The organism is Stenotrophomonas sp. JC08, from assembly GCF_052180205.1.
Lineage (GTDB): Bacteria > Pseudomonadota > Gammaproteobacteria > Xanthomonadales > Xanthomonadaceae > Stenotrophomonas.
Genome location: NZ_CP197473.1, coordinates 2,765,256 through 2,778,274, shown reverse-complemented (window position 1 = coordinate 2,778,274; position 13,019 = coordinate 2,765,256). Strand labels below are relative to the sequence as shown.

Annotated in this window: 16 protein-coding genes; 4 read left to right on the top strand and 12 right to left on the bottom strand. The window is 67.5% G+C overall.

Features of this window, described 5'->3' with window-relative positions:
* Window positions 1-3: 3 nt before the first annotated feature.
* From ACSBPQ_RS12725 to cutA, 12 genes are all read right to left on the bottom strand, one after another.
* Window positions 4-414, bottom strand: coding sequence for a hypothetical protein (locus tag ACSBPQ_RS12725; protein ID WP_442682498.1), 411 nt, complete (start codon window positions 412-414; stop codon window positions 4-6).
* Window positions 415-599: 185 nt separating this feature from the next.
* Window positions 600-2,183: a bifunctional phosphoribosylaminoimidazolecarboxamide formyltransferase/IMP cyclohydrolase gene (gene purH, locus ACSBPQ_RS12720; RefSeq protein ID WP_442682497.1), complete on the bottom strand. Its 1,584-nt coding sequence runs from the start codon at window positions 2,181-2,183 to the stop codon at window positions 600-602.
* Between the two features lie 152 nt (window positions 2,184-2,335).
* Window positions 2,336-2,608, bottom strand: coding sequence for a DNA-binding transcriptional regulator Fis (fis, locus tag ACSBPQ_RS12715; RefSeq protein WP_442682496.1), 273 nt, complete (start codon window positions 2,606-2,608; stop codon window positions 2,336-2,338).
* Window positions 2,609-2,705: 97 nt separating this feature from the next.
* Window positions 2,706-3,521: a DUF3426 domain-containing protein gene (locus ACSBPQ_RS12710; protein ID WP_442682495.1), complete on the bottom strand. Its 816-nt coding sequence runs from the start codon at window positions 3,519-3,521 to the stop codon at window positions 2,706-2,708.
* 28 nt (window positions 3,522-3,549) lie between these two features.
* A complete protein-coding gene (gene prmA, locus ACSBPQ_RS12705; RefSeq protein ID WP_442682494.1) occupies window positions 3,550-4,464 on the bottom strand; it encodes a 50S ribosomal protein L11 methyltransferase in 915 nt (304 codons plus the stop codon).
* 142 nt (window positions 4,465-4,606) lie between these two features.
* Window positions 4,607-5,974, bottom strand: a complete 1,368-nt coding sequence (gene accC / locus ACSBPQ_RS12700; protein WP_442682493.1) for an acetyl-CoA carboxylase biotin carboxylase subunit — start codon at window positions 5,972-5,974, stop codon at window positions 4,607-4,609.
* A 10-nt stretch (window positions 5,975-5,984) separates the two neighbouring features.
* Entirely contained in the window at window positions 5,985-6,458 is a 474-nt protein-coding gene (accB, locus tag ACSBPQ_RS12695) for an acetyl-CoA carboxylase biotin carboxyl carrier protein (RefSeq protein WP_442682492.1), read from the bottom strand.
* 52 nt (window positions 6,459-6,510) lie between these two features.
* Window positions 6,511-6,939, bottom strand: coding sequence for a lysozyme inhibitor LprI family protein (locus tag ACSBPQ_RS12690; protein WP_442682491.1), 429 nt, complete (start codon window positions 6,937-6,939; stop codon window positions 6,511-6,513).
* The gene (gene aroQ, locus ACSBPQ_RS12685) at window positions 6,936-7,382 is read right to left on the bottom strand and encodes a type II 3-dehydroquinate dehydratase (protein ID WP_442682490.1); all 447 of its coding nucleotides are present in this window, start codon (window positions 7,380-7,382) and stop codon (window positions 6,936-6,938) included. The genes ACSBPQ_RS12690 and aroQ overlap by 4 nt, the downstream gene beginning before the upstream one ends.
* Window positions 7,383-7,605: 223 nt before the next feature.
* Window positions 7,606-8,169 carry a TlpA family protein disulfide reductase gene (locus ACSBPQ_RS12680; protein WP_442682489.1) on the bottom strand — a complete coding sequence of 188 codons (564 nt, stop codon included), beginning with the start codon at window positions 8,167-8,169 and terminating at the stop codon, window positions 7,606-7,608.
* The gene (locus tag ACSBPQ_RS12675; protein ID WP_442682488.1) at window positions 8,169-10,517 is read right to left on the bottom strand and encodes a protein-disulfide reductase DsbD family protein; all 2,349 of its coding nucleotides are present in this window, start codon (window positions 10,515-10,517) and stop codon (window positions 8,169-8,171) included. Before ACSBPQ_RS12675 ends, ACSBPQ_RS12680 begins: the two co-directional genes overlap by 1 nt.
* A complete protein-coding gene (gene cutA / locus ACSBPQ_RS12670) occupies window positions 10,518-10,841 on the bottom strand; it encodes a divalent-cation tolerance protein CutA (RefSeq protein ID WP_442684588.1) in 324 nt (107 codons plus the stop codon).
* Window positions 10,842-11,064: 223 nt separating this feature from the next.
* Here cutA and ACSBPQ_RS12665 point away from each other — a divergent pair, with 223 nt between their 5' ends.
* From ACSBPQ_RS12665 to ACSBPQ_RS12650, 4 genes are all read left to right on the top strand, one after another.
* Window positions 11,065-11,343: a type IV pilin protein gene (locus tag ACSBPQ_RS12665; RefSeq protein WP_442684587.1), complete on the top strand. Its 279-nt coding sequence runs from the start codon at window positions 11,065-11,067 to the stop codon at window positions 11,341-11,343.
* Between the two features lie 78 nt (window positions 11,344-11,421).
* On the top strand, window positions 11,422-11,922 hold the full coding sequence (locus ACSBPQ_RS12660; RefSeq protein WP_442682487.1) for a pilus assembly FimT family protein: 501 nt from the start codon (window positions 11,422-11,424) through the stop codon (window positions 11,920-11,922).
* The gene (locus ACSBPQ_RS12655) at window positions 11,906-12,340 is read left to right on the top strand and encodes a PulJ/GspJ family protein (RefSeq protein WP_442682486.1); all 435 of its coding nucleotides are present in this window, start codon (window positions 11,906-11,908) and stop codon (window positions 12,338-12,340) included. The genes ACSBPQ_RS12660 and ACSBPQ_RS12655 overlap by 17 nt, the downstream gene beginning before the upstream one ends.
* A 372-nt stretch (window positions 12,341-12,712) precedes the next feature.
* Window positions 12,713-13,000 (top strand): co-chaperone GroES, encoded by a 288-nt coding sequence (locus ACSBPQ_RS12650; RefSeq protein WP_442682485.1) that lies wholly within the window; start codon window positions 12,713-12,715, stop codon window positions 12,998-13,000.
* Window positions 13,001-13,019: the final 19 nt, after the last annotated feature.

The following is a 13,019-nucleotide window of genomic DNA, read 5'->3' as shown; positions in this document are numbered from 1 at the left end:
CATTCAAGGGGAAGGGCAGTCGGAGGCACTCAGTGCGACCTCGAAAAACACCGCGCCGTTGGCATCGACAAAGCGCCGGCGCACACCGCCACCCGCGGCGTAGACCGGTGCCAGGAGCGGCTCGGCGCATACGTCGCGGATCGCCTCCTGTTCGTCCTGGCGCAGCGCGGAAAATATGTCCGGCTTGGCTTTGGCCATGGCCACGGTGGCATCGGGAAAACGGATCACCATCACCAGATCGTCGCCATGGCGATGCACCGAATCGGTAATCAGCCCGTCGCGATAGGGCGCCGGCAGCTGTTGGCCGAGCGTGGCGATGGCCTCGCGCTGGGCTTCGACGAGCGTGCCGTTGCCGCAGCCGGCAAGCAGCGCCGCACTGGTGCCGGCAAACAGGAGAATCAGCGTGTTGCGCATCAACTGCAGCCCTGGGTCTGGTGGGAAGGGATGGTGCGGTGGAGCGGTGATCGTGCGGATGTCGCCGGCAGATGATGCAGGAGCGGCACCACCGCTGCGCGATCGCACCGCTGCGGTGGTGTTGTCCGCAGCGGCGCGGTGGTCAGGGGCGGGCGATGACCACGCCCCTGCCGTCATCGTGTATGTCAGTGACGGAAGTGGCGCACGCCGGTGAACACCATGGCGATGCCATGCTCATCGGCGGCAGCGATCACCTCGGCATCGCGCATCGAACCACCCGGCTGGATCACCGCAGTGATGCCGGCTTCGGCGGCGGCGTCCAAGCCGTCACGGAACGGGAAGAACGCATCGGAGGCCATCACCGAACCCGGTACGACCAGGCCGGCGTCGGCGGCCTTGATGCCGGCGATGCGTGCCGAATACACGCGGCTCATCTGCCCGGCGCCGACGCCAATCGTGCGCTCGTCCTTGGCGTAGACGATCGCGTTGGACTTGACGTACTTGGCCACGCGCCAGGCGAACAGCAGGTCGCGCAGCTCGGCGGCGCTCGGCGCGCGCCGGGTGACGGTCTTCAGCTCGTCGATGCTCATGCCGCGGTTGTCGGCACTCTGGATCAGCAGGCCCGAACCAATGCGCTTGGTGTCGTAGTTGTTGCGCGCATCACCGGCCGGAATGCGCAGCACGCGCACGTTGGCCTTCTTGGTCGCATATTCCAGCGCGGCCGGCTCGTAGTCCGGGGCGATCAGCACCTCGACGAACTGGCGGTCGAGGATCGCCTTGGCGGTGGCCGCGTCCAGCGTGCGGTTGAAGGCGAGGATGCCGCCGAAGGCGCTGGTCGGGTCGGTGTTGTAGGCCATCTCGTAGGCGGCGCCGACATTGGCAGCCACGGCCACGCCGCACGGGTTGGCGTGCTTGACGATGACGCAGGCCGGCACGTCGAACTGGCGCACGCATTCCCAAGCGGCATCGGCGTCGGCCAGGTTGTTGTAGCTCAGTTCCTTGCCCTGCAGCTGCACGAAGGTGGCCAGCGTGCCCGGTACCGGGTACAGGTCGCGGTAGAACACGCCGCTCTGGTGCGGGTTCTCGCCGTAGCGCAGGTCCATGACCTTGATGAAAGAGGAATTCATCTGCGCCGGGTATTCACTGCGCACCGGCACCGCAGCGCTGGTATCGGTCACGGCCGAGAGGTAATTGCTGATCGCCGCATCGTACTGGGCGACGCGATTGAACGCGGCCACCGACAGTTCGAAACGCTTGGCCGCCGACAGCTGGCCGTCATTGGCGGCCAGTTCGGCCAGCAGCGCGTCGTACTGGTCCGGGCTGGTGGCCACGGCGACACGGGCGAAGTTCTTGGCGGCGCTGCGCAGCATCGCCGGGCCGCCGATGTCGATGTTCTCCACCGCGTCGGCCAGCGTGCAGTCGGCCTTGGCGGTGACCGATTCGAACGGGTACAGGTTCAGTACCAGCAGGTCGATCGCGGCGATGCCGTGCTGCGCCATCACCGCGTCATCGGTGCCGGCGCGGCCGAGCAGGCCGCCGTGCACCATCGGATGCAGGGTCTTGACCCGGCCGTCCATCATTTCCGGGAAGCCGGTGACATCGGATACGTCCTTGACCGGCAGGCCGGCCTCGCGGATCGCCTTGGCGGTACCGCCGGTGGACAGCAGTTCGACGTTGCGGGCGGCCAGCGCGCGGGCCAGTTCGAGCAGGCCGGTTTTGTCGGAGACGGACAGCAGGGCCCGGCGGACGGGCAACAGATCAGCGGACATGGGGTGTGGGAGGGAAGCGGAAGCGGGGCGCTATTGTAGCCGCGCCGCCGGCTCCCTGCCCTGCGCCCATTGGTTGCAGGTGGATGTAATCGTGGCCCGGCCAGCTGCCTGCTGTGTGGATCAGGCAGGTCGCTGCCGCGCCGGGACGGGCGTCACGCCAGCCCGTATTCCTTGAGCTTCTTGCGCAAGGTGGCGCGATGGATGCCGAGCATGGCCGCTGCGCGGCTCTGGTTGCCCTCGCAGTGGTTGAGGATTTCCACGAACAGCGGGATCTCCATCTCGCGCAGCACGATCTCGTAGACATCATCGGCTTCACTGCCGTCCAGATCGCGCAGATAGCGCCGAACGGACTGGGCGACGTGTTCACGAAGCGGCGGCTTCGGAGCGCCACGACTGGTGTCAGGACGGAGAGGGGCAGCGTTCAAGGGAGTTCCCGGGATCAACAGAGGCGGGCGCGCGGCCCGTCATGAGAGTGGGGAGTCTAGCGCGTGGGCCGGAAGGCTGCCACGGCGCACCCACCGGTCACTGGAATTCGAAGCTGAAGGCGACGGTGGCAGCGGCCGGTTCACGCAGGCGGAAGGACACCTGCGCACTCTGCCCCGGTTCCAGTCGCGCCTGCGGATCGCTGCCGGGCGCGAGATAGTCGGTCGGCTGCAGGGTGCGGCGGCCGATCACCCGGCCATCGGCGTCGGACAGCGACAACCGCAGTGCCGGCCATGCCTGGGCCCAGCGTGCATCGTTGCGGAAACTGGCCTGCACCTGCAGCGCACCGGCCTGGCCGGGGATCTGGCGGATATCGCGGCTGAGCATGGTGAAGGCGGCCGGTTCATGCCAGGCCGGGACGCTGCAGCGGAGGACCGTACACAGGCCGCTGATCAGCGGCCGGGTGCTGGCGCTGGCGGCCAGGTTGGCGCGATCGGCGATGGCGATCTGCAACAGCAGCAGCAGCGCCAGGGTGACCAGTGCGATCCACTGCCAGCGCGGCGTCGGTCCGCTGCGGGCGGGAGTGGCGGCGCGCAGGAAGCTGGGGGCCTCGGCCGCACCGGTTGCAGGCGCGGGGTCGGGGGTGATGGTTTCTGCGGGTGGCCAGACCGGATCGTCCTGGAGTGTCGCTGCCGGCTCTGCGGCGGCTTCGGCTTCCACCGTGGCTTCCAGCGCTTCGGCTGCAGGCGCGCTGTCCACTGTCACTGCTGCTGCGGCGGCCGCCTGCGTGGGTTCCGTCGCATCCGCGTCGTGCGGGACGGCTGGCGGCGCTTCCGCCTCCGCCGCAGGTGCGGCAGACGTGCCGTGCAGGAAGGTGGCCAGGGGCCGGCGGGGAGGCGTGGGTTCTACGGTCATGGTGTCAGGGCCGGAGCGCGGTGTTCATTCAAGCATGGCGGATGCCGGTGATGCGCATCCAGTCGCCATCCTGCACCGCTTCCAGCTGCCCGAACCACGGCGCGTAACGCTGCAGCAGTTCGTCTTCCTGGCCGTGCAGGATGCCGGACAGGGCGATGCGGCCACCCGGGGCGACGCGGGCGGCCAGCAGTTCGGCCAGCGCATCCAGCGCCGAGGCGAGGATGTTGGCAACGACCACCGGATAGGTCGCTGCCGGTTCGTCTTCGGGCAGATAGGCGGCAATGTGCACGCCATTGCGCTGGCCGTTGTCGGCGGTGGCGGTCAGTGCCTGCGGGTCGTTGTCTACGCCCACCGCCGCAGCGGCGCCGAGCTTGAGCGCGGCCAGTGCGAGGATGCCCGAGCCGCAGCCGAAATCGAGCACGGTGCGGCCGGCCAGTTCGCCGTCGGCGGCCAGCTGGTCCAGCCAGCGCAGGCACAGCGCGGTGGTCGGGTGGGTGCCCGAGCCGAACGCCAGGCCCGGGTCCAGGCGCACGACAGCGGCATCGGCGCGCTGCGCGGCTTCGGGCAGTTCATGGTTCCACGGGACGATCCAGGTGCGCTGGCCGAACTGCATGGGCTGGAACTGGTCCAGCCAGGCGCGCTCCCAGTCCTCGTCCTGCACCGCGCGGAAGCTGGCGTTGCTCCAGTCCAGCCCGGCATCGAAGGCTTCCAGTGCCGCCAGCAGCGCCAGTGCGTTGGTCTCGGCCGGGAACAGCGCGCTCAGCACCAGGTCGTTCCACAGCGGCGTCTCGCCCACGCCCGGTTCGAGGATGGCGCGCTCGTTGCTGGTGTCGGCGTCGGCATCGAGCAGGGTCACCGCCAGCGCGCCGACATCGTCGAGGGCGTTCTCGTAGCGGGGTTGGGTGGCTTCGGTGCAGCGCAGGGTGAGTTCGAGGAAAGGCATGGGAGCACGGCGACAGCGGAACGGAAGCGGGCATCCTAGACGAGGCGGCCGGCGAATGCGCGCACGCGTGGCAATGAGCAGTGGCTGAAAACGAAGAAGGCGGGTTTCCCCGCCTTCTTCACCGGCTACCGGTTGTGCGGCATCAGGTCAGTGCGATCGACTGGTTCTTGCGCTCGGCCAGACGCTTTTCCAGATAGTGGATGTTCTGTCCACCGGCCTGGAAGCCCTTGTCGCGCATGATGCGCTGCTGCAGGGCGACGTTGGTCTTGATGCCGTCCACCACCATCTCGCTCAGCGCCACCCGCATGCGGGCGATGGCGGTGTCGCGGTCCGGGCCGTGCACGATCAGCTTGCCGATCATCGAATCGTAGTTGGCCGGCACGCGGTAGCCGCCGTAGATGTGGGTGTCCACGCGCACGCCCGGGCCGCCCGGCGGGTAGAAGCCGGTGATGGTGCCCGGCGAGGGCAGGAAGGTTTCCGGGTCCTCGGCGTTGATGCGGCACTCGATGGCATGGCCGTTGATCTTGATGTCGCTCTGCTTGATCGTCAGCTTGTGCCCGGCGGCGATCCTCAGCTGTTCGGCGATCAGGTCGATGCCGGTGATCAGCTCGGTCACCGGGTGCTCCACCTGGATGCGGGTGTTCATCTCGATGAAGTAGAAGCGGCCGTTCTCGAACAGGAATTCGAAGGTGCCGGCGCCGCGGTAGCCGATGCGGATGCAGGCTTCCACGCAGACCTTGCCGATCTCCTCGCGCAGTTCCGGGGTGATGCCCGGTGCCGGGGCTTCTTCCACCACTTTCTGGTGGCGGCGCTGCATCGAGCAGTCGCGTTCCCCCAGGTGGATGGCATTGCCCTGGCCGTCGGCCAGCACCTGGATCTCCACGTGGCGCGGGTTCTCCAGGAACTTCTCCATGTAGACCATGTCGTTGCCGAAGGCGGCCTTGGCCTCCTGCTTGGTGGTGGCCACGGCGTTGACCAGCGCGCCTTCGGTGTGGACCACGCGCATGCCGCGACCGCCACCGCCGCCGGCGGCCTTGACGATGACCGGGTAGCCGATCTCGCGGGCGATCTTGATGTTGGTGGCCGCATCCTCGCCCAGCGGGCCGCCCGAGCCGGGAACGCACGGCACGCCGGCGGCCTTCATCGCGCGGATCGCCTCGACCTTGTCACCCATCAGGCGGATGGTGTCGGCCTTCGGGCCGATGAAAATGAAGCCCGATTCCTCCACGCGCTCGGCGAAGTCGGCGTTTTCGGCGAGGAAGCCGTAGCCGGGGTGGATGGCCTGGGCATCGGTGACCTCGGCCGCGGCGATGATCGCCGGGATGTTGAGGTAGCTGTCCGATGAGGGCGCCGGACCGATGCACACCGATTCATCGGCCATGGCCACGTGTTTGAGGTTGCGGTCGACGGTGGAGTGCACCGCGACCGTGCGGATGCCGAGGGTGTGGCACGCGCGCAGGATGCGCAGCGCGATCTCACCGCGGTTGGCGATAACGACCTTGTCGAGCATGACCGGCGCCTCAGGCGATCACGAACAGCGGCTGGTCGAATTCGACCGGCTGGCCGTTCTCGCCAAGGATGGCAACCACGGTGCCGGCCACTTCGGCCTCGATCGGGTTGAACATCTTCATCGCCTCGATGATGGCCAGGGTCTCGCCGGCCTTGACCTGCTGGCCGACGCTGACGAAGGCCGGCTTGTCCGGCGCCGAGGAGGCGTAGAAGGTGCCGACCATCGGTGCGCGCTGCACGTGGCCATCGGGCAGGGCGTTGCCCGGCTTGGGCGTGCCACCGGTGGCGGCTTCCACCGGCGAGCTCATCGGCATGGCGGCTGCCGGCGGGGCGGCGACGTAGGTCGGGGCCGGCGCCGGTGCGGCATAACCGCCGACCGGGGTGCGCGACAGGCGCACGGACTCTTCCCCTTCCTTGATCTCGATCTCGGCCAGGTTGGACTCTTCCAGCAGGTCGATCAGTTTTTTGATTTTGCGCAGATCCATGAGGGCCTCTTTCGTTCTGTTGTATCGGTAGGTGGGGGCGCGGTGCGCCGGGTCAAAGTTCGTAGAAATCGCGCAGTTGCCGGGTGCGGTCCTGCGTGTGGGTGGTGAGGCAATGCATCTTCGCGCCATTGCGCGAGGTGCCATCGGCATTGAAGGCGTAGACCGCGTCGCAGTCCTGGTCACGCAGGGTGATCCAGGCGCGTTGCGCGACGATCAGCTGCTGCACGGCGTCGGCGCAGTGCGTGCAGCTGCCATCGGCGGCCTGTTGCCGCAGCTGGCGGTGGGGCTGCCTGTAAGTGGTGTTCAGCAGCGCATCGGCGTCGCTGGCGCGGTCGGATGCGCACAGGTCGCGTTCCATCGTGCTGGCCGCGGTGGCGCAGTCGATGCCTTCGGCGGCGCGATCCAGGTGCTGCGCATGGGCAGCAGCCAGCGGCAGGCCGGCCAGTGCCATGCCCAGCGACAGGTGCGGCAGGACTTTCACGCCGCAGCCGCCAGCCGCAGCAGCGCGGCATCCATGGCGTAACGGTAGCTGTCGGCGCCGAAGCCGCAGATCACCCCCACCGCCTTGTCACTGAGATAGCTGTGCTGGCGGAACGGTTCGCGGGCGTGCGGGTTGGACAGGTGGATCTCGATGAACGGGATCGCCACGGCCGCCAGCGCATCGCGCAGCGCCACCGATGTGTGGGTGAAGGCGGCCGGGTTGACCAGGATGAAGGCGGTGCCATCGGTGCGTGCGGCCTGCACCCGGTCCACCAGCACGTGCTCGGCGTTGGACTGCAGGTGCTCGCTCACATGTCCGCCCTGCCGTGCCTGCGCTGCCAGCGCGGCATCGATCTGGGCCAGCGTGGTGTGGCCGTAGACCTCGGGCTCGCGGGTGCCCAGCAGGTTGAGGTTGGGGCCGTGGAGGACCAGCAGTTTCGCCATGTGCCAGCGGTCGGAAGGAAAGGCCGGCAGTGTGAGCGAAGCTGGCGATGCTGTCCAGTTCGACGAAATTAGCCGCGTTTTAATCGAATGTTTGAATTTTGCACGGGGTACGGCGCGTCCGAGCCGGTGCGGGTTGCGCGCGTGGCAGCGTGTGCTGCCGGGCTGCGTTGCGTGCGTGAAGCCTGCCGGTTCGCCGACAATCGCCGGGGAATGCCGGTGCAACTCAAGGCAGCTGCGCCCAGTCCTCGATTTCGCCGGCTTCGAACGGCCCCAGCTTCTGTTTGACGATGCGACCCTCGGCGTCGACCAGCACGCTGTAGGGCAGCAGTCCGCGGGTGTTGCCGAGCCGGACGCTGGCATCGGCCGGCCCCGGGGTTTCGATGACGATGGGGTAGTACACCGGCACGTTGCCGAGGAAATCGTGCACCGCCTGCGGCGTATCCAGCGCCAGGCCGACCACCTGGGGGCCGTTGTCGGCATGCCGGGCGGCAAAGCGCGCCAGTTCGGGCATTTCCTCGACGCAGGGGCCGCACCAGCTGGCCCAGACATTGATCAGCAGCGGCCGGCCGATGAACCGGTCCGGGAACGCGACCGGCAGTCCATCCAGGCCGGGCAGGGTGAAGGCCGGCAGCGGCTCACCGACCGCGGCGACTGGCACCTGTGGCGGTCGTGTCGGGGCGGAACTTTCCATCGACGGCAGCGGCGTGGCGGGATTGCTCAGCCATGCGCCGGCGGACAGTCCCGCCGCCGCGGCGATGCCAATTGCCCACCAGGCCGCGCGCCGCATCAGCGGGCCGCCCGCAGCAGGGCGTCTTCGGCGATGGCCTGGGTCAGCACCGTCGGCAGCACGCGTGGCGGCGAACCCGGGCCGTACACCACGTACAGCGGCACGCCGACCGCCTTGTGCTGTTCGAGGAAGGCGCTGATCTGCGGGTCGACATTGGTCCAGTCACCGCGCATGTACACCGCATCCACCCGCTTGAGCGTGTCACGGAAGCTGTCGCGGTCGAGCACGTTGCGCTCGTTGGCCTTGCAGGTGACGCACCAGTCGGCGGTCATGTTGACGAACACCACGCGGTTGTCGGCGCGCAGGCGATCGAGCATCTCCGGCGAGTAGGCCACCGAGCCCTCGTGGGCGACGCCGGCTGCCGGCGGTGCCAGCCGGGTCACCGCCCAGACGGGCGTCAGGGCCAGCACGATGATGATCACGCCCAGCGTCATGCCGGGCGTGCGGCTGTGCCAGCGGCTGCGCTCGAACCACCACAGGCCCAGCGCCAGCACCGCGGCACCGGCGAGCAGCAGGGCGACGGCATCGATGCCGCGCTGCTTGCCCAGCACCCACAGCAGCCAGATCGCGGTGAGGTACATCGGGTAGGCCATCACCTGCTTGAAGGTTTCCATCCAGGCGCCCGGCTTGGGCAGGCGGCGGGCCAGTGCCGGCACAAAGCCGATCAGCAGGAACGGCAGTGCCAGTCCCAGCCCCAGCATCAGGAATACCAGCATTGCCTGCAATGGCGGCGCGGTGAATGCATAGGCCAGTGCCGGACCCATGAACGGTGCGATGCACGGGCTGGCGACCACGCAGGCCAGCATGCCGGTGAAGAAGTCGCCGGCCGCTCCCTGGCGACTGGCCAAAGACTGGCCGACGCCGCCAAGGTTGCCGCCCAGCGTGAACACGCCCGACAGGCTCAGGCCGACGGCGAACATCAGGTAGGCCAGTGCGGCAATGAACCACGGCTGCTGCAGTTGGAAGCCCCAGCCGGCAGCCTGGCCGGCGGCGCGCAGGCTCAGTACCAGCGCGCCGATCGCGGTGAAGGCGACCAGCACGCCCAGCGTGTACCAGAGCGCATGAAGGCGTGCGTGTCGCCGGCTGACGCCGCTTTGCGCCAGGCCCAGCACCTTCAGCGACAGCACCGGCAGCACGCAGGGCATCAGGTTCAGGATCAGGCCGCCGGCCAGCGCCAGCAGCAGGATCCACAGCAGGGAGGCCGGTTCGGGCGTGCCCGGCGGCTGGCTGCGCTGGCTGTTGTCGGCCGAGGCATCGACCGCCGAAGTGCTGGCGGCCGGCTCACTGTTGGGGCGGATCACCAGCGGCTGCGGTGCCGGCTCGGGCTCCGGTTCCGGACGGGTGGTCACGGATGCGGTGTTCTTCTTCCCGCTGGGCAATGGCGGGATCACCAGGCTCGCCACGGCCGCTTCGGTGGTGTGCGACAGCTTGCCGGCGGGCAGCTCCAGCCGCACCCGGCGGGTCATCGGCGGATAGCAGATGCCATCGGTCTGGCACCCCTGGAACGTGGCGACCAGGGTGGCATCGCTGGCTTCCACCTGCTCGCGGCGCAACGGCAGCGGCACGTCGACCTGGTCGAAATAGACCACGACATTGCCGAAGTATTCGTCCTGGTAGGGCTTGCCGGCCGGCCACTGCGGCTTGCCGGTGCGGATGCCGGGCGCACCTTCCAGGGCCAGCGAGGTGCGGTCGCGATACAGGTAATAGCCGGGGGCCGGCGTGAACCGCAGCAGCAGGCGGTTGCCATCGTCGACGATGGCCTCAAAGCCGAAGGCCTGCTCCGAGGGCAGCGGCAGGTTCTGGACGGCGGCGGTGCCGGGCAGCTTGAGGCTGCCGGCATCGGTGCGTGCCAGTGGATTGAACAGCGGCGCACCGCCGTTGCCTGAGGTTGCGGGTAGGGCGGGTGCCGCGGCGACGGGCAGTGCCACCTGCAGCGTGCGCTTCTGCGGCGGATAGCACACGCCGGCGTCGGCACAGCCCTGGTACTGGACTTCCAGCGTGACCTGCGTGGCGGCTTCCGCGGCGACGCCGGGCAGGCGCGTGCGCAGCTGGCGGTGGTAGGTCTCCACATCGCCGAAGAACTGGTCGTGGTGCTTTTTCCCGTCCGGTATCTGCAACGTGCCAGCGGTGAACCCGGACACGGCCTTGACGCTGGTGCGGTGGCGGTACAGGTAATAGCCGGGGGCGATATCCCAGCGCAGCTCGATGCGGTCGCGGGTAGGCGCTTCGGCCTGCAGCGCGAAAGCCTGGTCAACCGGGAGCAGGTCCTTCTCGTTGAGGGCCAGCGCTGGCAGGGCGCTGGCGGAAAGCAGGAACAGGGCGGCCAAGCGTTGGAACAGCGTTTTCAATCAGGTTTCCTCGCGGGTCTGGGCCCGGATCCAGTCCAGGTATGCCGGCAGCCCGGCGCTGGGAGAGATCGCGATGATCTCCGGTAATTCGTAAGGATGCAGCCGCACGATCGCGGTCGTCAGTGCGTCCAGCCGGTCGGCGCAGGTCTTGATCAGCACCTGAACCTCCTGGGCCTGCTCGACCTGCCCCTGCCAGCGGTACACAGACAGCATCGGCGGCAACAAGTTCACGCACGCTGCCAATCGCTGTTCCACCAGTTGGCGGGCCAGAGTTTGCGCAGTCGTGGTGTCGGGGAAGGTGCAGAAGACCAGTCGGGTATCCATCGCGGCATTGTCGCAGAAGCCTCCGGGGCACTGCTTTTTGTCATCTGTTGACATCGTTGTCACCGCAGGTATATTGCGCCTCATCACAGTTATCACGTGAATTTCACGCCGTAGTCGAGCGACCCGCAGTCCGGGGTTGCGCGCAACGGGATGCCGGCGGCACGCAACGGGGGGCGGTTCTGTGCAACAAGGCAAGATCCGGGGTTTCACCCTGATTGAACTCATGATCGTGGTGGCGATCATCGCCATCCTCGCGGCTATCGCGCTGCCGGCGTATGGCAATTACGTCAAACGCAGCAAGGTGCGCACCGCCCAGGCGGATCTGCGCGCGGCGTCGGCCGCGATGGAAAACGCGCGGCAACGGACCCTCTCCTATCCCGCCGCCATTCCCGGCAGCTGGAGCGCCGCGTCCAAGTCGGTGGATTTCACCTTCGGTATCACCTCTGCAGGCGGTTACACCCTTGCCGCAACGGGGCAGGGTCGGTTAGTGGCTGCAATCTGAGTTTGACTGCCGGCAACGTCGCTTCCAGCAGCGGAAACTGCTGGGGTGCGGTTGACGGCAGCGGGAAGTGGTGAGGCCATGGCATCGCAGCGTGGTTTCAGTCCGGTCGAGCTGATGGTCACCGTGGCCATCATGGCGCTGCTGTTGCTGGCGGCCATGCCTTTCACCCGCGACTGGGTGGACGGCAACCGGCAGATGCAGGTGCGCAACCAGTTGTGGGAGGCGGTGGCGCAGGCGCGCTCGGTCGCGTTGCGCAACCCGGACAAGGTGGTCGGCGGCAATGTGCTGGCCGCCCGCTTGGACTTTGACGGCAGTAGCCGGCTGCAAGTCAGTGACAACGATGGCAGCGTGATCTGGCAGGCCACCGTGGCCGGCAGTCCGCTGCTCAAGCGCACCTCGGCGACGCCTTTCGCCGATGCCGCCGCGTTGAAGGCCAGCAGCGCCGGATTCAGCTGCCTGGCATTCAACAACCGCGGCCAGCGCGTGGATGCCGCCTGCAATGGTGTGATCAGCACGACCGACACCCGCATCGCCATTGGCGTGCGCACCCAGGAGCCGATGTATGTCGACTTGCTCTAACTCCGCCCGCCACCAGCGCGGCGATGTGCTGCTGGAGGCGCTGGTTGGTGTGTTGATCACCAGCCTCATCGGTGCCGGACTGGCCGGCGTCACCGCCCGTGTGCTCAACAGCCAGCACGATGCGGCCGTTGGCGCGGTGCTGGTCAATGAGATGCGCAATGTGCTGCAGATCAACGGGGTGGACCTGTGTGGTGATGATGCGCCGCTGGAAAACCTGAATGGCCTGCCGGAGGGTTTGAAGGAGGGCGTCACCCTGAAGCTTGGCGCATCCGGATGCGGTGCAGGAGTGTCGCAGTCGGTGACGCTGGGGGCATCGAGTTTTTCCGGGATCATGCCGCCTGAAGTCGCCATCGATGCGGTGCATGAAGGCAGCACCTATACCGTCCGTACCGTGGCACCGGTGACGGCAGGTGCCTGACCCACCCCCGAATCCCGGGCCATCAGCCAGTAGAGATTTCGGCCTTCTTTGGCATCTGCGAGTTCGCTTGGGACCCGTGTTTTCGGGCGAACTCTGCAGGGGAACACCGGGCATGCCTCGACAAGGGGCATGCCTTTTTCATTCCTACAGGTCGAGGTATCAAACGGCCGCCCGTGACAGGCCGTGGCGAGGGCCGGCCCATCCGGATTTTTTTTCAGGGATGTCGACCCCGCCCCTTGAAAGCTCCGTGACGGGCCCCATCTCGCTGTCATGCCCGTTCGCGGGCGTTTTTACGCGTAACGTCCGTATCGCCTGCAAGGGATCGGGTGTTGCCGAAGTTTTCAGGCCAATCAATAACTTAAGAGGTCTTTCATGAGCATCAAGCCGCTTCACGACCGCGTTGTGGTCAAGCCGATCGAAGCCGACGAGATTTCCGCCGGCGGTATCCTCATTCCCGATTCGGCCAAGGAAAAGTCCACCAAGGGTGAAGTCGTGGCCGTCGGTCCGGGCAAGCCGCTGGACAACGGCTCGGTGCGTGCGCCGGCGCTGAAGGTCGGTGACAAGGTCATCTACGGCCAGTACGCCGGCTCCACCTACAAGGCCGACGGCGTCGAGTACAAGGTGCTGCGCGAGGACGACGTACTCGCCGTTATCGGCTGAGCTGACGCGTCACCTGCTC

Bases quoted from the DNA above. Each gene is read 5' to 3' on its own strand.
- ACSBPQ_RS12725 (WP_442682498.1), bottom strand. From the start codon at position 414: ATGCGCAACACGCTGATTCTCCTGTTTGCCGGCACCAGTGCGGCGCTG.
- purH (WP_442682497.1), bottom strand. From the start codon at position 2,183: ATGTCCGCTGATCTGTTGCCCGTCCGCCGGGCCCTGCTGTCCGTCTCC.
- ACSBPQ_RS12710 (WP_442682495.1), bottom strand. From the start codon at position 3,521: ATGACCGTAGAACCCACGCCTCCCCGCCGGCCCCTGGCCACCTTCCTG.
- prmA (WP_442682494.1), bottom strand. From the start codon at position 4,464: ATGCCTTTCCTCGAACTCACCCTGCGCTGCACCGAAGCCACCCAACCC.
- accC (WP_442682493.1), bottom strand. From the start codon at position 5,974: ATGCTCGACAAGGTCGTTATCGCCAACCGCGGTGAGATCGCGCTGCGC.
- accB (WP_442682492.1), bottom strand. From the start codon at position 6,458: ATGGATCTGCGCAAAATCAAAAAACTGATCGACCTGCTGGAAGAGTCC.
- aroQ (WP_442682490.1), bottom strand. From the start codon at position 7,382: ATGGCGAAACTGCTGGTCCTCCACGGCCCCAACCTCAACCTGCTGGGC.
- ACSBPQ_RS12680 (WP_442682489.1), bottom strand. From the start codon at position 8,169: ATGCGGCGCGCGGCCTGGTGGGCAATTGGCATCGCCGCGGCGGCGGGA.
- cutA (WP_442684588.1), bottom strand. From the start codon at position 10,841: ATGGATACCCGACTGGTCTTCTGCACCTTCCCCGACACCACGACTGCG.
- ACSBPQ_RS12665 (WP_442684587.1), top strand. From the start codon at position 11,065: ATGATCGTGGTGGCGATCATCGCCATCCTCGCGGCTATCGCGCTGCCG.
- ACSBPQ_RS12660 (WP_442682487.1), top strand. From the start codon at position 11,422: ATGGCATCGCAGCGTGGTTTCAGTCCGGTCGAGCTGATGGTCACCGTG.
- ACSBPQ_RS12655 (WP_442682486.1), top strand. From the start codon at position 11,906: ATGTCGACTTGCTCTAACTCCGCCCGCCACCAGCGCGGCGATGTGCTG.
- ACSBPQ_RS12650 (WP_442682485.1), top strand. From the start codon at position 12,713: ATGAGCATCAAGCCGCTTCACGACCGCGTTGTGGTCAAGCCGATCGAA.